Genomic DNA, 26,565 nt, shown 5'->3' with positions numbered 1-26,565 from the left:
CCGGACGTTGAAGCTGAAGGGCTTTTATATGCTGCAATAATACTCTTACTGTCACGCTCCGGCTGTTATGGAAGATCAATCAGAATGAATTCTGCATCTCCTGAGCTGCTGATGCCTTTGAGTGTAAGCTCACAGCTCTTGCGGATACGCGCCGCATCCCCCTGCTGGAGCTGGAATGTACCATCCGCGCAGGAGATCTCCAGATTCCCGGAAATGACATACAGATGGGTGCGCCGCTCCTCCTGCTGGGGATAACACAGCTCACGGTTCGTCTGCAGCACGGACAAGTAGATGTTAACGTCATTCTCCAGCTGCAGCGAGCCCTGAAGCCCTTCGCTTGAAGCCACAGGCAGCAGGTGGTTGAGCTTAAGCTCTGCCGGGAAGAACCGGGCATCCCATTTCGGGTCCTTCCCGGGCCGGTCGGGCAAAAGCCAGATCTGCAGGAACCGGACATCCCCATGGCCTGAGGGATTCGTCTCCGAATGATTAATGCCTGTTCCTGCGCTCATCAGCTGCACACTGCCCGCCTGCAGATCTGCATGATTCCCCAGGCTATCCTGATGCTTGAGCACACCAGACACTACGTACGTGATAATCTCCAGATCATGATGCGGATGCTCATGCATGCCTTGCTCCGGCTTCAACTCATTGTCATTATGCGCCAGCAGCGCACCGAAGTGGGCATTGCTGGGGTCATCATAATCGGCAAAGGAGAAGCTGAATTCACTGTGTATCCATTCTCTATTCGAAGTATGACGCTCGGCTGCTGTAACTACTTTAATCATAATAATGCACCTCCATAGATGTTAGAAACTTATCAATATCCTAAGCAGGGAAATGAATGCTCCTTAATATGAGATGTATATGGGCGCTATAATTTACTATTTCTTACCCCCTTCTTTTCCAGGTCAATCAACATTGTAAAGCCGCAAATTCTGCGGAAAAGGGTTACTAAAGCACGTTTTTGACAGCCATGCTTCTTTATTCTCCGGCAATCTTTGCCAAGCTGTTCCGCTGTTTCAGCCGATAGCCCAAAGTTTATATACGAAGTAAGAACATTCAGGCTAACCTGAATTTGAATGACAATTCTGATAAGGAGTGATTGATAATGAATAAAGCAGAGAAGGAATTTCCGGTAGAAAGCGGCAGCACGTTCTTTAAAGGGATCTTCATCGGCGGTCTGCTCGGAGCAGCAGCGGCCCTGTTATTCGCACCAAAGCCTGGACGCGAGATGCGTAGCGATCTGTCAGATAAGCTGACTGTAGCTACGGACAAGACTAAAGAGGTTGCCGGAACGGTAACGGACAAAACCAAATCCTTGGCTACAACAGTTAGCGAAAAGGCTACCGATCTGGCCGGCACAGTATCCGCCAAGGCCTCTGATATCTTCACAACCGTTAGTGACAGCAAACAGCAGATCGCAGCTACTCTTGCGGAAACCGGTAAAAAGATTGGCGAAACAGTAACGGATGCTTCCAAGGATATTTCGGAGAACGTGAAGGATGCCTCCGGCGAGGTAGCCGACAAGGCGAAGGATGCTTCCAAAGAAGTTGCAGACGAGGCGAAGGACGCTAAAGAGGAAGTTAAGAGCACTTACAAATCCTCCTATTGAAGCCGGGGCTCCGGCTGAATAGACATTCAAGAGAGCGGCCAGATCGTCTATAGCTGGCTGCTCTCTATTTATGCATGCCTTATATTCCATTAAAGCCTGGTTCAGGCTACAGAAAGCAGGTACGCCTTATGGGAGAAGCGGACAACAGAACCAAAGCTTATGACGTAGATGAGCATCCCTTCGAGCTGCGGCATGAGGTCAAACGCTTGAATGCGAGGCTGGACAAGATCGCTGACTCACTGGAGAAATCCGAGTTCAAGGATATCCTGGAGAACTATACAGACCCCAAGAAGCGGATCATCACCAATCTGATGGCCGGCATCTCCAGAGGCCTGGGCCTCTCACTCGGTACCTTTCTCATTCTCGGTATTCTTGGCTATATTCTCAGTTTGTTTCTCAATGTACCGGTTATCGGGGAATATCTTGGAGAAATCAAAAAGTATATCGATGCGAACTAAATACATTTCCCGCGCATCCCTCCTGCAGCCTACTCTACCGTGAATAGACTGCAGGAGGGATGTTGCTACGACGCATAAAAAGGGCAGGTTCCATCCCATAAGGGATAGAGCCTGCCCTGATAAATATAATGGCATTGATATTTAATAGGATGAATTAGCCATGATCTGCTTCAGCTTCTCGGTGGCCCGCTTCTGGATACGGGAGACACTCATCTGCGAGACGCCCAGCTTCTGGGCAATAGCCCGCTGGGATTGACCATCCTGGAAGGCCAAGAGCAGCACCTGCTGCTCCTGCTCCTTCAGCTGTCCGAGCGCCTGCTGGAGATCCATACGCTTCTCCACCGTCTCGTAGTCATTCGCATCGGAGCTGATCAATTCACCGAGTGTAGCTCCACTCTCTTCCTGGGAGAGCGGTGAATCCAGAGAGACATAATGATAACACTCTCTGCCGGCCAGTACTTCTACAGTTTCTTCTACAGTAAGATCCAGATAATGGGCGATCTCTTCAACCGCCGGAGAACGTTCGAGCCGGATGGTCAGTTCATCAATGGCCTGCTGAACAAGCGCGCCTTTTTCCTTAATCCGCCGCGGAACCTGTATGTACCAGGATTTATCGCGCAGGAAGTTTTTCATATGTCCAATCATGCTCTTCATCGCATACGGCTCGAAGGGAATCCCCAAGCTGATGTCGTATTGCTGCAGCAGCCGGATCAGCGCCATTTGCCCCACCTGGTACAGATCCTCGTAGAGATCCGGACGGTTACGGGCAATTTTGCCGGCGGCCATCTTCACCATGGGTTCATATTTGCGGATGAGCACTGTTGCAATTTCATTGTCTTTCGTCTGCTGGTATTCCCAGATCAGGCTTACCGCTTCATTCATGGACTCTGGGGGAGTCACTTTGTCATTCATACTTTCTCCTCGCTGAAATTGAGCCGTTTAGTCAGGGTAACGACTGTCCCTTTCCCTGCTTCGCTAACGACGCTAACGTCATCCATCAGCGCCTGCATTAAATAGAATCCGAGTCCGCCCACTTGAACATCATTCAGCTCCTTGTCATGAAGCGTCAGACGTTCTCCGGACGCATCCAAACTATCAAAGCTCTCCCCCTCATCTTTGACAGTAATGGATAAGACGCTTGTTCCTACCTCAAAGATTACATCAACCATACCGTCTGCCTGCCCATAGGCATAGAGCACGGAGTTATTACACGCTTCTGAGACGGCTACCTTCATATCTTCAATGTCTTCATAAGTGAAACCCATCTTGGAGGCAATGCCGTATAAATTAAGTCTGACAATATCGACATATTCTGCACTGGCGGGTAACTGAAGAACTACTCTTTGTATGTCATCACTCATTCTTAGTTCGATCCTTTCCTAGTGGGAATTCTCTTGGGAGGCAAAAAACTTGGAAATGCCGGTCATGTCAAACAGCTTCTGTATTTGCGGGGGAACTTCAGCAACGGTGAATTTGACGTCCATTCCATGTCTTGCTTTGAGAATCGACAACAGGATTCCGATACCTGTGCTGTCAATGTATTTCAGATCCTTCAGATTAATCACGAGATCAAGCCCCGTGTCTCCCACTAGCGGTTCCATCACCAGACGAAAGTCAGGCGCTACAGACAGATCGAGTTCACCTACAAGATAAACCGTACATACCGAACCAACGGTTTCGGTCTTTGCGTGAAACTTTTCGCTTTTATGTGTATTCATAGACAACTCTCCTGGTTTAAATGTTTTCTTTACCAATAACCCTAATAGCCTAGGCTTGAAACAATAAAGGGACAATGCCGGCGCTGGTAATTCATGGGTCAAGCATTAAAAAGTGAAGTGTTCCGCTGGGTGGCGGGATTATCTCTGCCTGAATATCTGGAGATCATTTGTTTGATGCTGCTAAGCTTGAGCGGCTTGCTGATGTATCCGTCCATCCCGGCAGCGGTGCAGCGGTCTTGAATCCCCTCCATCACATTCGCAGTCATCGCAATGATCACTGTCTTGTCCGGAGAACCGCTGCCTTCCTGACGGATCAGGGAAGTTGCTTCCAGTCCATCCATCACCGGCATCTGCAGGTCCATGAAGATAAAATCATAAGCCGATTTCCGGGCCAGCTCAACAGCCTGATTCCCGTCCTCGGCCACATCGGCCCGGTACCCGAGCTTATCCAGCATGCTAACCATAAGCCGCTGGTTAATCGGATGGTCATCCACGACCAGCACTTTGCTCCGGTTTGCCTCGTCTGCCTGGGCCGCTGTGCCTTCCTCTTCCCCGCTGCTGCCCTCCAGCTCATGCTCAGGCACGGCTACCTGAATATTGAATACAAAGGTAGCCCCCTTCTCTTCCATTGACTCTACACGGATATCTCCGCCCATCATGCCTACGAGGGATTTACAGATGGCGAGGCCGAGGCCCGTTCCTCCGTACTTACGTGTCATGGAGGAATCAAGCTGGGAGAAGGGCTGGAACAGCCGGTCGCATTTCTCCGGCGAGATTCCGATGCCGGTATCTTTAACCGTAAATTCCACTACCAGTTTATTATCCGCTGCAGGCAGGCTGGAAGCAACCAAATACACGCCGCCCTGGTTGGTAAATTTCACCGCATTGGATACAAGGTTAATGAGCACCTGACGCAGACGGGCCATATCGCCATAGATCAGCCGCGGCAGCTTCTGGTCGATGAAATAGGCCAGCTCCAGATTTTTTTTGCCGGCTTCCGCCGAAAACAGGCTAAATACCTCCTGAACGGTGGTATGCAGCTCGAATAATTGCTCTTCCATTTCCATTTTGCCCGATTCCATCTTGGTGAAGTCAAGAATATCATTAATCACGGTTATTAGGGTGTCCGCACTTTTACGTATAATCTCTGTATATTCCTTCTGCTCCGGAGCAAGCTCGGTCTCCATCAAAAGATCAATCATCCCCACTACACCATTCATCGGCGTGCGGATCTCATGGCTCATCATCGCCAGAAACTCGGTCTTGGCCTTAGCCGCGATCTCTGCTTCTTCCTTGGCTTTGATTAATTCGCCGTTCATACGCTCAAGCTCCAGCGTCTTTTGCTGCAGCTGCATCGCTTGAATCTGCTGCTTCTTGCTGGTCAGATACATATTCACAAAGCCTTCAATCTTCGACTTCAGAATCTGCGGGATAAACGGTTTGACCATATAATCAATGGCGCCGGCAGAATACCCTGCGAACAGATGCTCCGACTCCCGGCTGTTGGCTGAGATGAAGATGATCGGAATATCCTTGGTTTTCTCCCTGGCTTTGATTAATTTGGCGGTTTCGATCCCGTCCATACCTGGCATCTGAACGTCCAGAACAATCACGGCGAATTCATATTTCAATAAGCACCGCAGTGCTTCTTCTCCAGAATTGGCTTTGACAAGCTTGTAATGCTGACTCTCAAGGACGGCTTCGAGTGCCAGCAAATTCTCGGGACGGTCGTCAACCAGCAGTATATGAATCGGTTCCTGAACCCCCATAGGTCCCTCCTTACCCGCTATTTATTTTTGCGGTATATTTTCTCAACCCGGTCCAGAGGCTCATAGCTGTCACTGTAGCGAGTGAAATGAATGGATTCCTTGGAACCGAGGACCAGCACTCCGAACCGGCTGAGGCTCTCATGGAACAAGCCATGCACATGATCGCGGAGCTCATCGTTGAAGTAGATCATTACGTTCCGGCACAGGATCACATTGAATTCATTGAAGGAAGTGTCCGTTGCCAGATTATGCTCTGCAAAAATGATATTCTTGCGCAAATACGGCTGCAGAATCACTGAGTTATATTTCGCTGTATAGTATTCCGAGAAGACACCTGTGCCTCCGGCCTCCAGGTAGTTCTTGGTGTATTGTTTCATCTTGCCGATCTCGTACACGCCTTCTTTGGCCTGCTGCAAGGAACGGGCGTTCATGTCCGTGGCATAAATTCTTGCCTTGTCATACAGTCCTTCCTCATGCAGCATAATTGCCATCGAGTAGACCTCTTCGCCTGTGGAGCAGCCGGCGTGCCAGATCCGGATATAAGGATAGGTCCGCAGGAGCGGAATGACCTTCTGACGGAAGGTCAGGAAGAGTCCGGGATCACGGAACATCTCTGTCACAGGGATCGAGAGACTGTACACGAACCGCTCGAAGCATGCACGGTCATGCAGCACCTTTTCCTGCAGGGCAGAAATGGTAGGTAAGCTCTCTGCATGGACATGATGCCAGATGCGCCGCTTCAAGGAGGGCAGGGCATAATTCCTGAAATCATATCCATACAAACGGTGTACTCCGTTCAGAAGCAGCTCAATCTCAATCTGTTCAAGCTCCTGCTTGTTCTCCGGCGGATTCCCCTGCCCCTCATATCCGTGCTCCATCGCTGCCATTGTCATCAATACTCCCTTGCCTGCGCCTTATTTCCGTACTTGGTTTGAACCTGCTGTATAGGTATTACCCCGAAATCACCCTTACGAATACAACCAGACGCGCATTAACGAAAGAAGCTGATCTGTACTGATCGGTTTCTTCATATAATCGGAGGCTCCGGCTTCAATACACTTGGCCCGGTCTTCCTTCATAGCCTTGGCTGTGAGGGCGATAATCGGCAATTTCTGGTACTGCGGCATCTGCCGGATGCGGCGCATCGCTTCATACCCGTCCATCTCGGGCATCATCATATCCATCAGCACCAGGTCATAATCAGTCTGTTCGACAAGCATGTCGATGGCCTCGCGGCCGTTCTCGGCAAATTTCACTTCCATGTGATAGCCTTCGAGCACACTGGAGAGGGCAAAGACGTTGCGGATATCATCATCGACGAGCAGAATTTTTTTGCCGTCAAACAGCTCCTCTTTATTGTGCAGCTTTTGCAGGATTTTACGCTTATCCTCCGGCAGATTTGCTTCTACCCGGTGCATGAAGAGCGTTGTCTCATCCAAAAGCCGTTCCGGCGAGCGGACATCCTTGATGATAATGGATTCCGCATATTTGCGCAGCTTGGTCTCTTCCTTGCTGTCCAGATCCTTGCCGGTATATATAATAATCGGCAGATCGTTTAGCTCCTCATCGTCACGGATCTGATCCAGCAGCTCGAAGCCGGTCATATCATCCAGCATCAGATCAAGCACCATACAATCATATCTCTGCTTGTGCAGTTCATTCAGAGCCTCTTGACCTGAAGACACCGCCGTAATCACTACATCATCATGTCCGATAAGCTCCTCAATAGAGCGGCGCTGGATATCGTCGTCCTCGACGATCAGGAGATGCTTCATCGTGCTGGCGGTGTAATTCTCAATCTGCGAGAAGGCCCGGTCCAGCGCTTCACGCGAGGACGGCTTTCTAAGATAGGCCATCGCTCCCATCATGAGCCCCTGCTTCATCTCATCATTCACAGAGATCACATGCACCGGAATATGGCGTGTCTGGGAGTCGCTCTTAAGCTCCCTCAGAATCGACCAGCCGTCCATGACCGGCAGCTGGATGTCGAGAATGATCGCGTCCGGCAGCAGAGTCTTCGCCATCTGCAGGCCGGTATCGCCCTGCAGGGCTACCAGTCCCTTGAAGCCGCGCCCGCGGGCCATGCCCAGCAGAATCTTGGCAAAGCTCTCGTCATCCTCAATAATCAGCAGCACCTTGTCGCCGCTGGCCAGAGAATCGCGGTCATCTTCCACAACTACAGGCATAACAGGTGTAGGCGCGATATCCCCTGCTCTATCCCATGACAGTTCCTCCCGGAACTCCTCAAGCTGCAAGGGCTCCCCGGCAGGAGCGGCTTCTACCGCTCCCGGCAACAGGCTGAAGTTCCCCTGAACCGGCAAATACAGTGTGAATACACTTCCTTGCCCTTCGCGGGACTCCAGTCCGATGGCTCCGCCCATCAGGCGGGCTAATTCGCGGCTGATTGAGAGACCAAGCCCCGTGCCGCCATATTTGCGGCTCGTCGTCCCATCCACCTGCTGGAACGCCTCGAAGACGATATCCATCTTATCGGACGGAATACCGATGCCGCTGTCCTTAACGGCTATGGCAATATAATCATAATCATGCGGCAGATAGGCAGGCAGCCGCTTGACGTCCGCACGGCTGACAGAGAATTCCACATACCCTTCGCTGGTGAATTTGAAGGCATTGGACAACAGGTTACGCAGGATCTGCTTCAGTCTGTGACTGTCGCTATATACGCTGTCCGGCAGCGGCTCGTCAAAGGACAGGCGCAGCGACAGCCCCTTCTTCGCAGCCAGCGGAGCAAAGTTCTGCTTCACGAAGGTCTTCAGCTCAATCAGCGGAATCTCTTCGTGATTCAGCTCCATTTTGCCGGCATCGACCTTGGACAAATCAAGAATCTCGTCAATCATCTTAAGCAGATCTGCACCTGACATATAGATGGTATGGGCAAATTCCACCTGCTTCTCGCTCAGATTGCCTTCCTTATTCTCCGTAAGGAGCTGGGAGAGAATGAGCAGGCTGTTCAGCGGTGTGCGCAGCTCATGGGACATATTGGCCAGGAATTCGGATTTGTATTTGCTGGTTACTGCAAGCTGCATAGCCTGCTTCTCCAACTGCATGCGGGCATGCTCGATTTCATCCTTCTTCTCCTCAACCTCCTGCACCTGATCCTGCAGTGCACGGGTCTTGGCGACCAGCTCTGTATTGTAATGCTCCAGCTCTTCCTGCTGGCGCTGCAGCAGCTCCTCTGAACGCTTCAGGGCATCCGTCTGCTCCTCCAGATTCTCGTTGGAGCGGCGCAGCTCCTCCTGCTGGGTCTGCAGCTCTTCCGACTGGCATTGCAGCTCTTCGGTCAGTGCCTGCGATTCGCGCAGCAATTCCTCAACCACTAGCCTGCGGCTGATGTTGTTCAGAATAATCCCCAGATTACTGGAGAGCTGATGAAGCAGTTCATTCTGCAGCACCGAGAACGGTGTGAAGGATGCGAATTCTACTACACCCAGCACTTCATCCTCGAATAAAAGCGGGTGAATGGAAATATAACTCGGATGCGCTTCCCCGAATCCCGAAGACACCGAGATATAGTTGTCAGGCGCCTCTGTCAGCTTGATCGGCAGCTTATCCAAGGCGCTCTGCCCGATTAGGCCCTGGCCAATCTCGAAGCTCTCCTTCGGCGTAACCCCCTCCTCACCGGCATAAAAGGCACTGCTGACCAGCAGGTTCGGATTGTCCTGGCTCTTCAGGTAGACGGCACCATACTGTGCTCCCAGCACCGGCGTGAACTCACTGATGAAGGTCTGGGATACCTGATCCAGTGAGCTGACACCGCGCAGCAGCTCGGTAATCCGGGCAATGTTGGCATTCAGCCAAGCCTGGTCACTCTGTGCCTGGGAATAGGATCTCTCCAGCTCCTGCTTCTGCTCAATATCCTCAGCCATCCGCTGGAATACCCGTGCTACATCGCCAATCTCATCCTTCGATTTCACCTTGATCCTGCGGATCGCCCGCATCTTGCCGTTGCCGAAGCTGGTAATCATCATGGAGACGACGCTTAGGCCGCGTGTGATACTCGGTATCACCCACAGAATGACACCCAGCCCCAGCAGCAGCCCCAAGACCATGATCAGTGTGACCATCTGAATCGATCGGCTCGAAGCCTCCTGGGCATTGGCCGTCTCCTCGGTCATGCGGAAGGCATTATAATCAGACAACGCATTCAGACTGTTCAGCACCTCGTTCTGAACGTCCTGCCCTTCTGCGTTACGGTACGTGTTGGCATTCTGAAAGTATCCGGCTCCCAGCATCTCCAGAACCTTATCCTGATATTTCAGATACGCAGAATAGGAGTTCTCAATCCGGGATAATATTTGCAGTTCCTCTGCGGTCTTCAGCGAAGCCTTAATGTTCTTCAGATGCTCCGCTGACTTGAGAACCTTGCTGTCAATCTCCGCCTTCTGCGCTTCCAGGGTTACAGTATCGGCATTAAGCATGGAGGTGGTCAATATCCTTGCCATGTCGTTCACTTCCCCGCGAAGTCCTGAAGAAGCCCGGCCCTTGCTGTATCTCTCCTGGTAGCTGTCCAGCTGGCTGCTCATATAATGAAGCCTGTCATACCCGATCAGGGTCAGCGCAAGCATAATTGCCAGCATGGCACTGAACCCGATCAGCAGTTTAGCCTTTATCTTCATTCCATATCGGTTCCTTTCTTCAGCGAGATCCAGACCAGACATTTATCGTCATCCCGGTCCGCGTTAACAGGCTCGCTCAGGAATGCAGCGCGTACCAGTTCTTCCTGCCAGTCATGAGTGGTATTCAAATGTCCGATCATGAATTGCAGCTGCTCCTCCTGACCTCCCTCCACCATCTCCAAAAGGCCGTCCGTGAACAGCACCAGATGCCCCTCATCCTCATAGCTAAGGCTCTGCTGCTGGATATCGATCCGGTCAAACAGGCCCACAGGGTGACAATTGCTCTCAAGCAGCACCGGAGTCTTAGCGTTCCCTTCAAAGAACAGCGCCGGCGGATGCCCGGCATTCACATAATTAATCCGCTTCATGCGGGTATCAATGACAAGATAAATGGCCGTGAAATAATACTGGACCAGCTGCTTCTCAATATAGAGCTGATTGAATCGTCTGTTCAGCTCCTGAATGACTTTTTCCGGCTCCACATACGTAGTTACAGTATCCTTCAGCACAGAGGCCAGGAACATACAGAACAGGGAAGACGAGATCCCATGGCCCATCATATCCAGCAGAATCACCGCATAACGCCCGTCCCCCAGCGGATACCAGGCATACAGATCTCCGGCCAGCTCGAAGGAAGGCTGATAGATGGCATGCACCTCCAGGCTCTCCTCGGCCAGCGGCAAACTGAGTACCGCATTCTGCACCAGGGCAGCCAGCTTCAATTCATCCTGTATCCGCTGGTCCCGCTCCTTATGCCAGTCCTTCTCACGCTTCAGCCGCAGCGCGAGGCGGATGCGGGCCATCAGCTCCACCTTGTTGATGGGCTTCGTCACATAATCCACCGCTCCGGCATCCAGCGCCTCGGCAAGCTTCTTAGAGTCACCTACAGCCGTAACCATAATAATAGGAATATCCTTCAGATGCTCATATTGCTGAACTACACGGCAGGCTTCAATCCCATCCATCTCCGGCATCATCATATCCAGCAGAATCAGGTCCACGTCAGACGGCCGGGGCTGCCCGTTCTCTTCCCCTGCACCGACGCCGAGCAGCTTCAGCATATCTTTAGCGGACGAAGCCGTTATGAAATTCCGGTAATCTTCCTTCTTGAGGATCTCACGAATGATAATTACATTGGTAGGATTGTCGTCTACGATTAATATTCTCAAGCTCTTCACCTCACGCGAATGATATTAAGACCATAAACCCGCAACTCTATCGTTCTATCATACGATATTTACACGGCCTGTTACCATCCAGCTAGATATTGGCATAAACAGGTTCCGGTTTCAACAAAGTAACCTCCAGCTCCACTACGTTTAGTGGGACTGGAGGTTACGCTATTGTACTATTGAGGTCAACGAAGCTGACCCGCGATTATTGTGGGTTTCTTTTGGCAATCACCAGAACCTTGCCAGTATCCAGCTCTTTCTCGTAAAATGCCGCCTCCGCTGCGCTGAAGCCCAGTGAAGTAATCTTGAAGCGTAAAGCGTCGCCACGCGAACGGAAGAGGTTGGCAATGGCACCGAACAGCCCTTCTTCGCTCAGCCCCACTTCATTAGTATCTGCGGCGTCTACGATACGCCCTTCGCGGTCTTCATCGTGACTGATCACATAAAGATCCTCTCTGGTGTAGCCGCTGCTGCGGAGCCGATTCACTTCTTCTATCGCTTGAACGCCGTTCTCCAGCAGCTTGGCATAAGCCTGTGTACCGGTTGAATCCATGAAATCACTCTCCTTTATAATGAATAAGGGCCCAGCCACCGGATAGATGACTGACCATTCATTAACCAATACCGCCGTATTTGAATCAGCCTCAGAAGGAATATGCGTCGAACAAATCCAAGCCGTCCCATTCGCCGTTCTTCATATTACGGTAGATCTTGAGCGCGGCCTCTCCTCTAATGTAAACATCCCCATCCTCGGCTTCAAAATCAGGCGCTCCCAGCATATCCTGCACATTCATCGTCCGGGGATGGAGCATCAGCCCGTTAAGGCTCAGACCGTATTGCCCTGCCTGGGCAGGGGAAACATGTACATAGAGGACCACACCGCCACATACCCCCGCCGAGAGATCGGCATATTGATATTCAAGGCAGCCCGCCCAAGGATCTTCAGCAATCTGCTGAGGCGTTCCTTTGGCCTGCTGCAGCTTCTCTTCTGTCATATATAAGCTAATCCCGGACAGGGAATCGAAGCTGCTTATGTAAGGATCGGCAACTGCGCTATGCCCGAAGGCGAACATTGCCGGCAGCTGTGCGGCGGTAACGGGACCGGGCGTAACCGTCTCTCCTTGCGGCGGTGCAGAAATGAAGGGAGCAAGCAGACTAAGCAAGAGAATAACCATTTTCATAGAGTTCCCGCCTTTCATGTGCTGGTATTGCCCCGTCCTGTGCCCCGCCGTATATCATTTCATTAAGGTATTAGTGGCGGAATTTCTGCCAGATCGCGGCGGCTGCATCCACGCCTTTGAGGGCTGCAGCAATCTTGCCCTTGGGTTTGGTTGAACTCACTGCCTCATAGGATTGAACGGTTCTCTCCTCCGCCGGTGTTAACGGGACTTCTGCGATAGATACCGATTTTGCCTTATCCTTCAGTTCACGTGATTTACGGAATTTCTCAATTACCGTTACCGATACCTGCTTCACGGTCAATGTCAGCTCGTTCATAACATCGCCCAGATTCTTCACGGAATCCACGATCGGGTCAATCTTCTGGATTTTGCCCTGGACATCGGCAGTGATGTCATTGGCATGCCGGACTGTTGTTTTCACTTCATAGGTAAGCTCATCGATAGTCTTCTGAACCTCCTGCAGCGTCTGGCTGACCTTGTCGAGCGAGTCCTTCGCCGATTTCAAGGTTTTGATTAAAAAGAATACGAGTACTGCAAAGGCGATAGCAGCCAGTGCAACGCTAAGTTCAATGATCATAGCAGATAACCCCTTCCAAAATGTTTAAATTGTCGGTTTGCCCTGTGTGATACTGCATAGTTACCCTTACAGAATTCGGCCGAAACAAAGGCCAAGCACCTGGAATCCTCTTCCTTTCCTCCCTGTTTCAAATGGATAAGCCCCGTTTAAACAATGACTACATCAACGTACAGAAAGGATGACATCTCATGCTCAGATGGTCCATAATTCTGCTGGTAGTGGCCCTGATTGCCGGTATCTTCGGCTTCTTCAATATCGTGGCGGCGGCTGTCGGCATCGCCAAAGTATTGTTCTACATCTTCCTGATCCTCTTCGTGGTCTCACTCTTTATGGGGCGCAGGGGACGATCCATGTAGGTAAGCATACCGTTAACTGACTGCCGGCCAGGCAGTGCTCAAGGCCCGGAGTTCTTCGTCAGGAAGCCTCCGGGCTTCTTGCTGCCCTTCAAAAAGTATAGGCCTTTCCGCTCAGAATGTCATCGGTGATTCAGACCGGATGAAGCGGTTCCCGTCAAGCTGGACAAGAAAAATAAAATTTCTTGGTTACGCTGGTTCATTCAATGCAAATTATGTTTACATCCATATTAGCACAGCAAGAACATAGAACATCACACCAACATACCTAGGAGGAATCATCGATGAAAAAATTAGCCAGTTTAACAGTAGCAATGGGTCTTATGGCTTCCCTGGCAGCAACAGCTTCCGCTGCTGAGGTAGTAACAGGAACAACAGCAACTACCAAAACCACTTCTTCCGATGCAGTAACCACTGTAACCGGAGCAACTTACCTGAATCCGGCAGACCCGGTCATTACTGCAGCTAATGTCAAGCCTGCAACTCCTCAGATCATTCTGACCAAACTCACAGCATTCCATCTTTCTGCGGGAAGCACGACTGCTATTGGCTGGCTGGGTGCACAGACTGTTGATACTACTGGTGTGATCACGAGAGACACTATGGGCAACGAATGGAGAGAAATCTACACTTGGCTGGGTAAAGCCTGGATCAAGGTTCCTGCTTCCGCATACGTAATCAATCCATAAGCGATTCGACACATAAGAGTCATAGCTGCTCCACTCCTATGCTGCAGCTATGACTCAACGGATGTACCCTGACAAGGCACGTGGACGCCAATCCAAACGGCCTTTTTTTTGTGTCTAATTCATGTGAAAAAGGGTTATCCCTTCAGCAGAATCTTCTACTGAAGGGATAACCCCGCCATACACCCGCTTGTAGTTCACCCGTCACAAACTTGTACTGCCTGTCGCTTCTTGCTGTCCTGGCTGTATATATTAGCGGATGACCGAGCCTCCGTACAGGAAACGGTTCATCCAAGAAGCGCTAAGATTATCTACTCTTACACCGCCGGAGCTTACTGAATAGGTATGCAGCAGCTTCCCGTCACCCAAATACATAGCGACATGCGTAATTCTTGCCGTAGACTTGTTGATTCCGGCATAAGCAGAGGGCGAAGTTCCTTTATAATCCATGAAGAACATCAAATCACCGCGCTTCAAGCCGGAGATATCCGTAGTTACACCGCTGTTCTGCTTCACCCAGTCCCCTTGCTGCCGGGAATCGGCAGGCAGCTTGAGGTTCGCTGCATCCATGAAGATCTGGCGGATGAAATCCGAGCAATCGAAGGTACTCGTATCATTACGGCTGGAACCGAATTCATACGGTGTACCCAGATAGCCCATCCCCGCTGCGATCACACGTTCAATCACGGCCGTCTGACCGGCTGTAGGTACAGGTGCCTGTGTTGGAACAGGCGCCGGCACCGGCGTCTGAACAGGTACCGGTGTTGGAGCTGGAGTTGCTGGAGCAGACGGCGATGAAGCACCCGCTGTAATATATTGATAGGATGAGCTGGTATAACCCACCGTCCCATTTGCCGTTCTTATTTTGTACCAATAGCTGTTGGTCTCTTCAAGGATGGTTACCTGATCATTCTTATAGAGATATCCAACCACTTGACCACTGGTTGCAGGGGTCTCCCTTACACGGACCGTGGCCTGAATCACTGCTGTCCGGGACGCAGGTGCGGAAGCCGTAAGCAATCGGATGTAGGAATCTCCCGAGCTCATATACCCCACAATGCCCTCTGCCGTTCTTACTTTGTACCAGTAGCTGTTCGCAGCTTCCAGAATAACGACCTGGTCGCCTTTATTTAGATATTTCAGTACCGTGCTGCTGGTAGACGGATCTGTACGCAGCCGGACCGAAGCTTGAATAAGGCCTGTCTGTCCAGTGGAGGCCGCAAGTGTTGTAATCGATGAATCGGTTGCAGCGAAAGCCTGACTTGGACTGAACACTCCCAAGGATAATGCCAGTGATGCGGAAACCCATAACGATGCTGTAATTTTCTTGCGTGATACGATCATAGCGTTCCCCCGCTTAGCGTATTAAGAAATTCAACAACGGCGCGCGCTACGTTTGTTGCTTTCTGCCCTCATTATAGGCTGGCCCGGGATTTGGAACATGCTCCAAATTTCACAAAAAACCTTTCCATCTTATGGTAACATGCAGGTCTAAAGTCGCTATTTCTCCTTGGATTTGGTGGAAATTACAGCTAACTAGGAGAAATCATGGAATGTTAGTCCTTGGGCTCCACGTGAACTTGCACATGCATGATATTATGCAGCTTGGTCATCCGCTCTTCAATCGAATCGCTGATCTCATGCCCTTCCATGACTGTCATGCGGGCATTCACCTCTACGACTACATCCACCAGCACATGATTGCCGTGTACACGGGCTTTTAAATCCTTGATACCCTCTACGCCAGGGGTCCGGGCAATGGTGCTTCGCAGGTCAAGCAGCTTATCTTCGTCAAAGCCGTCTGTCAGCCGGTACGTGGAATCGCGGAAAATATCCCAGGCTGTCTTGATAATCAGCAAGCCGACTCCGATGGCAGCCGCCGAATCAATCCACGGCAGTCCGAACTGCGCCCCAACAATGCCTACAGCCGCCCCTACGCTTACAATGGCATCCGAAAAATTATCCTTCGCTGCAGCCATCAGCGCATGGTTATTAATTCGCTCTGCCAGACGCTTGTTATATATATATACCCCCATCATCGCTACTGCACACACCAGCGCAACGCCGGCAGACCAGAGCTGCGGCGTGGCCTTCCCGCCCTCGAACAGCGAGCGCACCGCCTCCACAATAACCTGAATGCCCACCAGCGCCATAATAAAAGAGGCCATCAGCGCCGCAATCGTCTCGGCCCGGAAATGCCCGTAGGTATGATCGGAATCCGGCGGCTTCCGCGAGATGCGCAGCCCGATCAGCACCGCCAGCGAGGCCACAATATCGGTTAAATTGTTGAATCCGTCCGCCAGGAGCGCACTGGAGGCGAACAGATAGCCGCAGATCAGCTTAAAGGCTGACAGAATCAGATAAGCGGCGATACTGACCAGCGCACCCTTCTCACCCTTGCGAATATCTTCATAAATATCGGTCATCTCTGCCTCTCTCCCTATTCCTGCCGCATAAATACAGGAAAACTTTCTTTGAGTTATTCTTGCCCTTGTAGCAGCATTTAAAAACATTTAGAATAAGGAAAAGGACTTGCTGCCTAAGGGGGTAACATAATGAGCGAGAACAACGAGAAACCAAAAATTAATTTGGCTGATGCCATCCGCCAGAAGCTGGAGCAGAAGAAACAGCATGCTTCGGGAAAACCGGGTTCAACCTTCCAGGCCGGCTCCGCGAAGCCGCTGAAAAGCCAGAATAACAAGAAGCCTAACAATCAGCGCCGCCGGACTGGCGGTTCCTAGACCTTAGATTTCAAGTGGAAACGGCTGCGTTATCCCTCCGGGGACGACGCAGCCGTTTTTCATATGAACTCATAACTGTTCATTCTGTCTATATCTGATTCTTAAGCCTCTACAGGGTACATCCGGGCCCGCATTTCCTTGATCTCCGGGTTCTCCAGATATTCGTCATAGCTCATCGTACGGTCAATGATGCCAGCCGGAGTAATCTCAATGATGCGGTTGGCAATCGTCTGGATGAACTGATGGTCATGGGAGGTGAACAGGATTGTGCCGTCAAAATCGATCAGGCCGTTATTGAGCGCGGTGATCGATTCCAGGTCCAAGTGATTGGTCGGCTCATCGAATACCAGCACGTTGGCTCCGTTCAGCATCATCTTGGCCAGCATACAGCGGACCTTTTCGCCCCCGGACAGTACGCTTGCCTTCTTCAGTGCCTCTTCGCCGGCGAACAGCATCCGGCCCAGGAACCCGCGCAGGAAGGTCTCGTCCTGATCCTTGGAGTATTGGCGCAGCCATTCCACCAGGTTCATGTTCACCCCGTCGAAGTAGCTGGAGTTATCCTTAGGGAAATACGCCTGGGTAGTTGTCACTCCCCAAGTATACTCGCCTGCATCTGCTTCCTTCTCACCCATAATCACATCGAACAGCAGGGATTTAGGCTGGGAATGCGGTCCTACAAAAGCGATTTTATCTCCTTTGTTGACTACAAAGCTGATTTCATCCAGTACCTTCTCACCGTCCACTGCCTTGGTCAGGCCGCTGATCGTCAGCAGCTGCTTGCCGGCTTCACGCTCCGGCTTGAAGTTCAGGAACGGATATTTACGGTTGGACGGACGGATGTCATCCAGGGTAATCTTCTCAAGCTGCTTCTTACGGGAAGTCGCCTGCTTCGATTTGGAAGCATTGGCCGAGAAGCGCTGAATGAAGGCCTGCAGCTCCTTCATCTTGTCTTCCTTCTTCTTGTTGGCATCGCGCTGCAGCGCCTGGGCCAATTGGCTGGACTCATACCAGAAGTCGTAGTTGCCGACATACATCTGGATTTTGCCGAAATCGATATCCGCAATATGCGTACAGACCTTGTTCAGGAAGTGACGGTCATGGGATACCACGATAACGGTGCCTTCGTAATCCATAAGGAAATTCTCCAGCCAGCCAATCGATTCAAGATCCAAATGGTTGGTAGGCTCATCGAGCAGCAGGTTGTTCGGGCGACCGAACAGGGCCTGGGCCAGCAGGACCCGCACCTTCTCGTTGCCGCTGAGTTCGGCCATTTTCTTGTCATGCATCTCACGCATGATCCCAAGACCTATCAGCATAGCAGCAGCGTCAGGCTCAGCATCCCAGCCGTTCAACTCCGCGAATTCGCCTTCCAGCTCACCGGCACGAAGTCCGTCTGCTTCAGTGAAGTCGCTCTTTGCGTACAGAGCATCCTTCTCCTTCATAATTTCATACAGGCGGGTATGACCCATAATTACGGTCTCCAGCACCTGGAACTCGTCATACTCGAAATGGTTCTGTTTCAGTACGGCCAGCCGTTCACCGGGTGTGATATGCACATCGCCGATGTTCGCTTCGATCTCTCCGGACAGAATCTTTAGGAAGGTCGATTTGCCGGCGCCGTTCGCGCCAATCAGACCGTAGCAGTTGCCGGGTGTGAATTTTATGTTTACATCCTCAAATAGTGCGCGTTTTCCGTAGCGGAGTGTTATACCGCTTGTGCTAATCATTAAGCATTACCATCCTTTTCACATAGGTTCCGGCTCATTATAGCATAAATCTAAGCAAAATGGCCCTTATTACGGCTCTTATTTAAGTAGAAGTGTTTAATACAAGCCTTCTCCGGGTTATTGCCCCTCCGGGCGTTCTTCGGGCTGGACGACCAGCGTCTCCCCATAGCCCAAGGTACGGATACGCTCCTCACCAAGCCCTTGCGCTACCCTCGCCTGCTCCATCCGGTCCAGCGCTTCGCGCGCGGTATCATCGGCCAGCCTGAAGGTTCCGAAGTGCATCGGAATCATCAGCTCGGCGCCTACATCCAGGAAGGCCTGCACGGCCTCCTCGGGATTCACATGCTGGGAGTTCATGAACCATTCAGGCTCATAAGCGCCAATCGGCATCAGCGCGACATGCAGCTTGAAGCGTCTGCCGATCTCCTTAAAGCCCGGGAAGAAGCCGCTGTCTCCGGCAAAATAGAGGTTCGGCGGAAGCAGCTTATGCTGCGCCTTGCCCTCCTCCCCCTCCGGGTGCTTCTGCGGATCTGCCGGCTGAAGCACATAACCGCCCCAGTGCGAGGAATTCGTATCGAACGGCGTTCTCCGCGTCCAGTGCTGGGTCGGGACAAATGTCAGCTTGACGGCACCCAGCGTAATCTCCTGCCACCACTGCATTTCCCGGCAGTTCGGGAAGCCTTTGCGGAGCATTTTGCGCTTAAGCCCCGCAGGCACCACAATGGTTGTCCCTGCCCGGTACAGCTTGCGGATGGACGCTATATGCAGATGGTCATAATGGGAATGGGAGATCAGAATCAGGTCGATCGGCGGGATATCCGCGAGCGGAATGCCCGGCTGACCGATCCGCTTCTCGAAGCCCAGCCGCCGCGCCCAGATCGGGTCGGTGATGATATTAAACCCTTCATATTGCAGAAAAAAGGTAGAATGCCCGATCCACGTAATCGTCGTCTCCAGCCGGTTCCCGGCCAGATAGTCGAGGCGCGGCGGATGATTCGGCACTTTATAGCTGTAATCCTTCTTTTTCCTGCGGCGCTCCTCACGCCATTGGCGGAATTCCTTAAGTGTTTTATCGGTGCTGACATTGTCGATGTTGTTGTAACGTATTCTGGCCATGCAAGAACCACTCCTTATAGCAGATTTGCCGTTTCTGTTGCCGGGCGGCAAACCACATATCTTAACTATAGGGTTCCGCAGAATCATTTGCAAAATTACAGGGCTCTGCGGGACGCTTACTACAAATTGTACCCAAATGGGTGGGCGGGAAACGTCGGGGCATCTTTTGTCAGGGATGTTGCGGACTTAGCGGCGGTATCGGGCGGGAGGGGACGGTATGGGGAAGGATGAAATCCTGCACGGATTGCAACATCCCCTCCCTATCTTCAGCCTCATACCCAAGATTATTGCATAAATATCAGCATTTCTACTCCACCGTGGGTTCTTAGCGGGACATTTCCTTCATTTTATGCAACATTCCCCAACAACCCGGTTATATATGAAGTCAAAATTGCAAAAAGTGCAACACTTTCCGTTTGAGTTGCTAATTCAACAATATTTAAAATTTTAGAGGGTTCGCGTCCGCCCCTTTGTATTCACTTGCTTAAATGAGGTAAAATGCGGGTAAAGCAAACGGTGCTTATGCTACTTAGAAGAGGAGCTGACATATGAAGATTACCTTTATTGAACCAACCCCGAGTCCAAATACCATGAAGCTTCATCTGGACGAAAGCCTTGCCCCCGGGATCCGCCGGACGTATACCCCGGAGACCCGGCGCTCCGCCCCTTCCTGGGCGCAGGAGATGCTGGAGATTCCGGGCGTGACCAGTATTTATCATGCCGCTGACTTCGCCGCGCTGGAGCGCAAGGGCAGCGCGGACTGGGCGGCGATTCTGCGCGAGGTCCAGAACCGCTTCGGGGCGGATGGCCTCAGCGCGGAATATAGTCTTGGCGATGAGAATGACGGCGCCCACTTCGGGGAGTCCCAGGTGTTCGTGCAGATGTTCCGCGGTATTCCGATTCAAATACGCGTCAAGACCGGCGCGAAGGAGGAGCGCATCGCCCTCTCCAGCCGCTTCACCCAGGCGGTGACTGATGTGGCCAGCGCTGTGATGATCAAGGAGCGCAAGCTCAGCGATTACGGCGTACGCTACGGCGTGCCGCCGGAGATTGCCCGCGAGGTCGAGCAGGAGCTGGAGGCGGCGTATCCGCAGGAACGCCTCGACTCCCTCGTGCAGCAGGCCATCGCGCACGGGGCTGCCGGCGAGTTCGTCGAGCAGCGGCACAAGAAAGAGCAGGCCGAGCTGCTGCGGGACCTGCACGATGCGGATTGGCGCGTGCGCTATGCCGCGCTGGAGGATCTGGCGCCGGGCGAGCAGCTCCTGCCGGAGCTGCGGGCGGCGCTGCACGACCCCAAGCTGCAGATTCGCAGATTGGCGGTCGTGTACCTGGGCGATATCCGCACCCCGGGCGCGATGGAGCTGCTCTATGAGGCGATGAAGGACAGCGCCCCGGCCGTGCGGCGCACCGCCGGGGACACGCTCTCCGACATCGGCGACCCGGCGGCGACGCCGGTGATGACGGCGTCGCTGAGTGATGCGAGCAAGCTGGTGCGCTGGCGGGCGGCACGCTTCCTCTACGAAGTCGGCACAGCCGAGGCCCAGGAAGCGCTTAGCGTTGCTGCCGAAGACCCCGAATTCGAGGTCGGGCTCCAGGCCAAGATGGCACTGGAGCGGATTCTGTCCGGCGAGGAAGCAGCGGGTACGGTCTGGCAGCAGATGTCTGAGCGCCGGCGGAGCTGACGTGAACCTGCCGTATTTTGTCATTGCCTGAGAAGCCGCTATGCCTTATACTGATTCCTGTTGTTCATATCGTTCAAAGATAGCCTCATCATACCTAGGATGAGGTAGAGGTCGCGGATAAGAAGAGTAAGCGCGTGGAGATGCCTAAGAGCCATCGGTGATACGCGCCCAAAGGAATATCCGCCGAAATCGTTAACTGCTGCTCTTAATCCGCAGTTACGATTGGGGCCGTTTGCCGAAAGGCGCGGAACTGTCACTGTGCATGCCGCCTGTCAGGAGACTGCGGGAGCTGCACCGTGTTGCGCTATCTTAACAGGGAGTATGATGCGGAGCCTATAATCAGGAAACCGCAGCGTCCGTCTGCGGTTTTTTTGCGTGCAGCATGCCGGGAAGAAGACACCGGCCCATGCAGGCAGCGGCACTCCCCCTGTGAACAGAACCATCAATCTAAAGGGAGTGTCTTATTCATGCAAGCACAGCAGCCTAAACGGCCGGCAGTACAGGCGGGTAACGCCAATACGCCGGGCCTGCGCAAATCCTTCAAAGCAAGACATCTGACCATGATCGCCCTCGGCGGCTCGATCGGAACCGGACTGTTCCTCGCCAGCGGCGGGGCCATTGCCTCCTCCGGTCCGGGCGGAGCCCTGCTCGCCTACACGGCCGTCGGCATTATGGTCTATTTTCTGATGACCAGCCTTGGGGAGCTGGCCACCTACCTGCCCGATTCCGGTTCCTTCAGCACCTATGGCACACGGTTCGTCAGTCCCGCCTTCGGCTTCGCTATCGGCTGGAACTTCTGGTACAACTGGGCAGTGACCATTGCAGCCGAACTCTCTGCAGCTACCGTTATCATTAAGTACTGGTTCCCGGACAGTCCTTCCTTCCTGTGGAGTCTGCTCTTCCTGGCGCTCATGTTCGGCCTGAACTTCCTGTCTGCGCGGGGGTACGGTGAGTCAGAATACTGGTTCGCCATTATCAAGATTATTACGGTGGTCGTCTTCCTGACGGTCGGCGTCCTGATGATCTTCGGAATTCTGGGCGGCAAGGCGGTGGGCTTCAGCAACTTCCACCTCGGAGGCAGCTCCTTCCATGGCGGCTTCTTCGCCTTCGTCGGGGTCTTCATGGCCGCCGGGTTCTCCTTCCAGGGAACGGAGCTGGTGGGCGTAGCCGCCGGAGAGAGCGAGAACCCGCGCCGCAATGTGCCGATCGCGATCCGCCAGGTATTCTGGCGCATTCTGATCTTCTATATTTTTGCAATTGCCGTCATCGGTATGCTGATTCCTTATACGAATCCCGATCTGCTCCGCGGCGGTATTGATGATATCGGCGTCAGCCCGTTCACCATCGTCTTCAACAAAGCAGGGCTGGCGATTGCCGCTTCGGTAATGAATGCCGTAATTCTCAGCTCCGTGCTGTCTGCCGGGAACTCCGGGATGTACGCCTCCACCCGTGTCCTGTACGCCATGGCCAAGGATGGAATGGCACCGCGCGCGCTCGGCAAGCTGAACCGCAGAGGTGTTCCTGTAGGCGCACTGCTCGTGACGACTGCTGTCGGCATGCTCGCCTTCCTTGCCTCCTTCTTCGGAGACGGCGCGGTGTACAATTGGCTGCTTAACGCTTCCGGGATGTGCGGCTTCATCAACTGGCTCGGGATTGCCGTCTGCCATTACCGTTTCCGCCGGGCCTTCGTGAAGCAAGGCCATTCCCTGAAGGAGCTGCCTTACCGGGCAAGATGGTTCCCGTTCGGTCCGCTGTTTGCCTTCGCTCTGTGTATGGTCGCCGTATTCGGCCAGAACATGGGCGCCTTCACCGGTGCGAAGATCGACTGGTACGGCATTCTGGTCTCCTATGTCAGCGTGCCGCTGTTCCTGCTGATCTGGCTGGGCTATGGATGGTTCCGCAAAAGCAGCCTGATCCCGCTGGAGAAGTGTGATCTGAGCACCCGCGCAGACTGATTCATTGCAGCATAAGTGGAACCGGCATTGCCGTCCGTTTAAGGACGGTACCGTTTCAGCGGATAAGATAAGGTAATTATAGCGTGAAGCATATGGATTTTTATTTTTCAGCAAAAGACCGGTTTTGATCCGCAGCAGCGGGCCAAAACCGGTCTTTTAAATATAGCTAGTACGTTATCAGATTTAAAATAGTGGAACAGATGCAATCCCCCTTCAAATTACATCTTTTTCCAAGCGGGTCTTGTTCTTCAGGGGCGTTTGGCTTCGCGTAACGGACTGAGTCCATTAAGCTGCAAAAAGTGGCGTTTTCGCGGGGATAAGATTCTCTCCGGTCCGTTAGATATTCGTGGGAATTCCTGCAACTGTTGCTTACGCCCAGGTTGTGATCGTATCGACCGGCAGGCGGTAAGATGGATAGCCTTCCTTGGCAGCCTTGCCAATCGAAATTAACATGACCGGCTGGAACCGTTCCTTGTCAAGGCCAAATACTTCGGCAATATGCTCCTTGTCATACCCGGCCATCGGATTGGTATCGTATCCGTGGGCGCGGGCCACCAGCATTAACTGCATCGAAATAAGCCCCGAGTCAATCAGATTCACATCCCGCAATTCGGACGCTGAGATGTTGGCATAATAAGGTTTGACCTGCTGCAGCTGCATTTCCATTACCTCGCGGGGCATGTACCCAAGCTCTACAGCTTTGCCGAAAATTTCGTCCATATATTCAGTGTTGTTAGCATCATAGAATACCGCAATTACAGCAGCGGATGTGAGTGCCTGGGTCTGGTTGAAGGAGGCCAGCGGCGCAAGCTTTGCTTTGCCTTCAGCGCTGTCAATGACGAGGAACCGCCATGGCTGCATGTTAATGGAGGATGGGGCACGGGTGGCTTCCGCCAGAATCTCGGTCATTTCCTCTCTGCTGATTTTCACCTCAGGATCATAGACCTTCACGGAACGGCGCTCCAGGACAATTGTGTTGAAATCATTGGTTGTGCGGAATTTACCTGTCGTTGTGCTCATGGTTATTTCTCTCCTTTGTATATAATGTGCTGATGTTGAATCATCACTAGGAGAATTGTAAACTATAAACTATAGTTCATAGCAAGAACAAACCATGAGGTGATGGCATGAAGATCAGTGAAGTCGCAACAAAGGTCGGTCTTCCTATTTCAACCCTGCGTTATTATGAGAAAATGGGCATCATTACGGAGGAGTATATCCTCAGAGAAGAGAATAATTACCGGAATTATGTCCCGGAAATCGTTCAATATATTGAAGTGGTAAAGAACTGTATAGCGGTCGGATTTTCAATTCAGGACATTAAAGACATGATTGCCAAGCATGGAATATCCAAGAATGAGCAAGCACGCATTATACATCACAAAATAGCAGAGATTGAAGACGCGCAGAAAAAAATGGAGGCTTCCAAGCAATCTCTGTACGAGATTCTGGATATGAACATCACGTGTGAGAACGGGTTCGGGAAAACCTGAATTCATAAGAAGCAATCCAGGCATAGAAGCGCCTTCGAAGGGATACGCTAACCAGTATTCACACCCCAAGGAGGCCGCTATGAAAATGAAAAAAAACTGGATGATAGCCTTGCTGATGCTCCTGCTTGTCACCGCCGCTCCAATTAGCCGGAGCTCCGCTGCACCTGACTATGCCCGGTGGGGTACCATCGCCGTGAAGGAGACGCAGCAGAAATACAACGCCGAGATCATCGATTACAAGCACATCGGCCGGACCCAGATCCAGCCGAAGCTTGCAGAAGAGAAGTTCAAGCTGCTGGTCCGCAGCAAGGCGGGCCGGGAATTCGGCGTAGTCGTGATGGTCCGCTTCAACCCTTCCACAAACAAGCTTCAGACAATTCAGTTCCTGGAGACCAAGGCCTGAAATAAACTCCACCCTGGCTGGTTCGCCGGACAGCTGACACTCTTTTATTTCCAGGTCACATATACCTTAAGATCTCCTGTATTCTCGAACGGCGAGCTGTTGAAGGCCAGGTTGTTCAGTCCCAGCCCGTAAAGCACCTGCAGATCCTCCCTAAGCAGCTTGTCGCTTCCGCGATAGCGGAACAGCAGCGATTGCTGTCCGGCCTCTGCCGCCTGCTTCGCAAGCGCCTTGAGCTGTTCCGCCGACGAAACCACCTGATTCTCCTCGTACAGCCAGTAGTTCAGGTCCTTCTGCAGCGTCTTGTATGCCTCCACCCCCTGGTCCCCTTGATTAACCAGCTTAGTCAAGGTCTGGGCATAACTGGTGGAGGCCGCCGGATAGGACTTGGTCCAAGTGTGGTCAAGCCGCATCTGGGCATCGGTCCTCATATAATAGAGCGTGCTGATTCCGCCCTCCGGACTCGGGTCCGGGTCATCCCAGGTGGTATCGAGGTGATACCATGCCCCGTTCAAGAGCACCAGATTCCAGGCATGGGACTGGGTCACACCGTCTGCCGCCCTGGCCGTCCCTTCCACAATTCTGTTCGGAATGCCCGCTCCCAGCAGCAGCTTATAGGTTAGCAGCGTATAGCCCTGGCAGACCGCACTTCCGGTCTGAAGTCCCTCATAAGCGGTGTATTTGCGGTGCGAGTGATCATATTCCAAATTCAGCACGACCCAGTCGTGAATCGCTTTTACCTTCTGGTGATTGTTCATGCCCGGTGTTATGATCTGCTGCAGAATAGCCTTCACCTGTTTGTTAACATATGCCGTCTGCTGCAGCGTCTCCCGGTATTCCACCTGAACCGTCACATAAACAGCCCGCGTGCTTCCACGGTAAGAGAAAGCATAGCTGTCAATAATATAATACAGGTACGGGTCGCTCCCCATCGCCTGATTAATGGCCGTCTGGATCTCACTTTTCAGCTTGGCAGTCTTACCCTGATAAGTGAAGGTAATCGTCTCTCTGCGGTTACTCATCGCTCCGGCCAGCTTCTGCGTCATTCCTTGTGTCGTCTGCACCACCGCCGAATCCGCTGCAGCATACGCATGCTCGTATCCCCAGTACATCGCAGGCGGAATAGCTGCACACACAAGCATAAGTCCAACCGCCGTCTTCATCAGCGATCTATATCTCTTCCCCATATGATCCGCGCGCCTCCTGCAATCTATATTATCGGCCATAGCCGTATACTCTATATTAAATGCCAATAATGCCCTAATTACAACTTCAACCTGAAGAATAG

Annotated in this window: 26 protein-coding genes and 1 riboswitch; of the genes, 9 read left to right on the top strand and 17 right to left on the bottom strand. The window is 52.3% G+C overall.

The features are described 5' to 3' along the window. Positions 1-65 precede the first annotated feature (65 nt). Positions 66-785: a pirin family protein gene (locus NSU18_RS24290; protein WP_341016630.1), complete on the bottom strand. Its 720-nt coding sequence runs from the start codon at positions 783-785 to the stop codon at positions 66-68. Positions 786-1,108: 323 nt separating this feature from the next. Between NSU18_RS24290 and NSU18_RS24285 the strand changes: the two genes are divergently transcribed. Together NSU18_RS24285 and NSU18_RS24280 are read left to right on the top strand one after the other, a co-directional pair. Next, positions 1,109-1,612 carry a YtxH domain-containing protein gene (locus tag NSU18_RS24285; RefSeq protein WP_341150264.1) on the top strand — a complete coding sequence of 168 codons (504 nt, stop codon included), beginning with the start codon at positions 1,109-1,111 and terminating at the stop codon, positions 1,610-1,612. Positions 1,613-1,740: 128 nt separating this feature from the next. Next, on the top strand, positions 1,741-2,070 hold the full coding sequence (locus NSU18_RS24280) for a DUF5665 domain-containing protein (protein WP_341016628.1): 330 nt from the start codon (positions 1,741-1,743) through the stop codon (positions 2,068-2,070). Positions 2,071-2,211: 141 nt separating this feature from the next. Here NSU18_RS24280 and NSU18_RS24275 read toward each other — a convergent pair whose 3' ends face one another. The 10 genes from NSU18_RS24275 to NSU18_RS24230 all read right to left on the bottom strand — a co-directional run bounded on the left by NSU18_RS24275 (position 2,212) and on the right by NSU18_RS24230 (position 13,124). Beyond that, positions 2,212-2,982, bottom strand: a complete 771-nt coding sequence (locus tag NSU18_RS24275; RefSeq protein ID WP_341016627.1) for a sigma-70 family RNA polymerase sigma factor — start codon at positions 2,980-2,982, stop codon at positions 2,212-2,214. Beyond that, positions 2,979-3,431, bottom strand: coding sequence for an anti-sigma B factor RsbW (rsbW, locus tag NSU18_RS24270; protein WP_341016625.1), 453 nt, complete (start codon positions 3,429-3,431; stop codon positions 2,979-2,981). The genes NSU18_RS24275 and rsbW overlap by 4 nt, the downstream gene beginning before the upstream one ends. A gap of 18 nt (positions 3,432-3,449) precedes the next feature. After that, complete coding sequence (locus NSU18_RS24265; protein WP_036694974.1) at positions 3,450-3,788, bottom strand: STAS domain-containing protein; 339 nt, start codon at positions 3,786-3,788, stop codon at positions 3,450-3,452. Between the two features lie 98 nt (positions 3,789-3,886). Then, positions 3,887-5,557: a response regulator gene (locus NSU18_RS24260; RefSeq protein ID WP_341016621.1), complete on the bottom strand. Its 1,671-nt coding sequence runs from the start codon at positions 5,555-5,557 to the stop codon at positions 3,887-3,889. A 17-nt stretch (positions 5,558-5,574) separates the two neighbouring features. Beyond that, entirely contained in the window at positions 5,575-6,444 is an 870-nt protein-coding gene (locus tag NSU18_RS24255; protein ID WP_445321823.1) for a CheR family methyltransferase, read from the bottom strand. A gap of 81 nt (positions 6,445-6,525) precedes the next feature. Beyond that, the gene (locus tag NSU18_RS24250; RefSeq protein WP_341016620.1) at positions 6,526-10,194 is read right to left on the bottom strand and encodes a response regulator; all 3,669 of its coding nucleotides are present in this window, start codon (positions 10,192-10,194) and stop codon (positions 6,526-6,528) included. Then, positions 10,191-11,363, bottom strand: coding sequence for a SpoIIE family protein phosphatase (locus tag NSU18_RS24245; RefSeq protein WP_341016618.1), 1,173 nt, complete (start codon positions 11,361-11,363; stop codon positions 10,191-10,193). The genes NSU18_RS24250 and NSU18_RS24245 overlap by 4 nt, the downstream gene beginning before the upstream one ends. 208 nt (positions 11,364-11,571) lie before the next feature. Then, entirely contained in the window at positions 11,572-11,919 is a 348-nt protein-coding gene (locus NSU18_RS24240) for a general stress protein (protein WP_076080447.1), read from the bottom strand. A gap of 91 nt (positions 11,920-12,010) precedes the next feature. Beyond that, complete coding sequence (locus NSU18_RS24235) at positions 12,011-12,547, bottom strand: hypothetical protein (protein ID WP_341016616.1); 537 nt, start codon at positions 12,545-12,547, stop codon at positions 12,011-12,013. 70 nt (positions 12,548-12,617) lie between these two features. Beyond that, positions 12,618-13,124 (bottom strand): DUF948 domain-containing protein, encoded by a 507-nt coding sequence (locus tag NSU18_RS24230; protein WP_341016615.1) that lies wholly within the window; start codon positions 13,122-13,124, stop codon positions 12,618-12,620. Between the two features lie 188 nt (positions 13,125-13,312). Between NSU18_RS24230 and NSU18_RS24225 the strand changes: the two genes are divergently transcribed. Both NSU18_RS24225 and NSU18_RS24220 read left to right on the top strand, forming a co-directional pair. Continuing rightward, on the top strand, positions 13,313-13,480 hold the full coding sequence (locus tag NSU18_RS24225) for a DUF1328 domain-containing protein (protein ID WP_036694965.1): 168 nt from the start codon (positions 13,313-13,315) through the stop codon (positions 13,478-13,480). A gap of 281 nt (positions 13,481-13,761) precedes the next feature. Then, positions 13,762-14,166 (top strand): hypothetical protein, encoded by a 405-nt coding sequence (locus tag NSU18_RS24220; RefSeq protein ID WP_341016614.1) that lies wholly within the window; start codon positions 13,762-13,764, stop codon positions 14,164-14,166. 249 nt (positions 14,167-14,415) lie between these two features. Here the strand turns inward: NSU18_RS24220 and NSU18_RS24215 are convergent, their stop codons facing one another. Next, a complete protein-coding gene (locus NSU18_RS24215) occupies positions 14,416-15,507 on the bottom strand; it encodes a C40 family peptidase (RefSeq protein ID WP_341150263.1) in 1,092 nt (363 codons plus the stop codon). A gap of 212 nt (positions 15,508-15,719) precedes the next feature. Then, positions 15,720-16,589, bottom strand: coding sequence for a cation diffusion facilitator family transporter (locus tag NSU18_RS24210; protein ID WP_341016612.1), 870 nt, complete (start codon positions 16,587-16,589; stop codon positions 15,720-15,722). 129 nt (positions 16,590-16,718) lie between these two features. Here NSU18_RS24210 and NSU18_RS24205 point away from each other — a divergent pair, with 129 nt between their 5' ends. Then, on the top strand, positions 16,719-16,904 hold the full coding sequence (locus tag NSU18_RS24205; protein ID WP_036694961.1) for a hypothetical protein: 186 nt from the start codon (positions 16,719-16,721) through the stop codon (positions 16,902-16,904). A 101-nt stretch (positions 16,905-17,005) separates the two neighbouring features. On the opposite strand, the gene NSU18_RS24200 is transcribed toward NSU18_RS24205, so the two are convergent. Together NSU18_RS24200 and NSU18_RS24195 are read right to left on the bottom strand one after the other, a co-directional pair. Beyond that, a complete protein-coding gene (locus tag NSU18_RS24200) occupies positions 17,006-18,631 on the bottom strand; it encodes an ABC-F family ATP-binding cassette domain-containing protein (RefSeq protein WP_209876806.1) in 1,626 nt (541 codons plus the stop codon). Between the two features lie 117 nt (positions 18,632-18,748). Next, positions 18,749-19,747: an MBL fold metallo-hydrolase gene (locus NSU18_RS24195; RefSeq protein WP_341150262.1), complete on the bottom strand. Its 999-nt coding sequence runs from the start codon at positions 19,745-19,747 to the stop codon at positions 18,749-18,751. 548 nt (positions 19,748-20,295) lie between these two features. Here NSU18_RS24195 and NSU18_RS24190 point away from each other — a divergent pair. Continuing rightward, a complete protein-coding gene (locus NSU18_RS24190) occupies positions 20,296-21,429 on the top strand; it encodes a virulence factor (protein WP_341150261.1) in 1,134 nt (377 codons plus the stop codon). A 97-nt stretch (positions 21,430-21,526) separates the two neighbouring features. Then, positions 21,527-21,744: riboswitch (Lysine riboswitch) on the top strand. Between the two features lie 152 nt (positions 21,745-21,896). Beyond that, positions 21,897-23,384 carry an amino acid permease gene (locus NSU18_RS24185; protein ID WP_341150260.1) on the top strand — a complete coding sequence of 496 codons (1,488 nt, stop codon included), beginning with the start codon at positions 21,897-21,899 and terminating at the stop codon, positions 23,382-23,384. A 369-nt stretch (positions 23,385-23,753) separates the two neighbouring features. On the opposite strand, the gene NSU18_RS24180 is transcribed toward NSU18_RS24185, so the two are convergent. Further along, the gene (locus NSU18_RS24180; protein WP_341150259.1) at positions 23,754-24,404 is read right to left on the bottom strand and encodes a nitroreductase family protein; all 651 of its coding nucleotides are present in this window, start codon (positions 24,402-24,404) and stop codon (positions 23,754-23,756) included. A 107-nt stretch (positions 24,405-24,511) separates the two neighbouring features. Here NSU18_RS24180 and NSU18_RS24175 point away from each other — a divergent pair, with 107 nt between their 5' ends. Together NSU18_RS24175 and NSU18_RS24170 are read left to right on the top strand one after the other, a co-directional pair. Beyond that, positions 24,512-24,877: a MerR family transcriptional regulator gene (locus NSU18_RS24175; protein ID WP_341016603.1), complete on the top strand. Its 366-nt coding sequence runs from the start codon at positions 24,512-24,514 to the stop codon at positions 24,875-24,877. Between the two features lie 79 nt (positions 24,878-24,956). Further along, positions 24,957-25,280, top strand: coding sequence for a DUF3889 domain-containing protein (locus NSU18_RS24170; protein ID WP_341150258.1), 324 nt, complete (start codon positions 24,957-24,959; stop codon positions 25,278-25,280). A 44-nt stretch (positions 25,281-25,324) separates the two neighbouring features. Here the strand turns inward: NSU18_RS24170 and NSU18_RS24165 are convergent, their stop codons facing one another. After that, positions 25,325-26,464, bottom strand: a complete 1,140-nt coding sequence (locus tag NSU18_RS24165) for a transglutaminase domain-containing protein (RefSeq protein WP_341150257.1) — start codon at positions 26,462-26,464, stop codon at positions 25,325-25,327. Positions 26,465-26,565: the final 101 nt, after the last annotated feature.

This window comes from Paenibacillus sp. FSL H8-0048 (assembly GCF_038002825.1).
GTDB lineage: Bacteria > Bacillota > Bacilli > Paenibacillales > Paenibacillaceae > Paenibacillus_AQ.
This window is presented reverse-complemented; position numbering and strand designations above follow the sequence as displayed.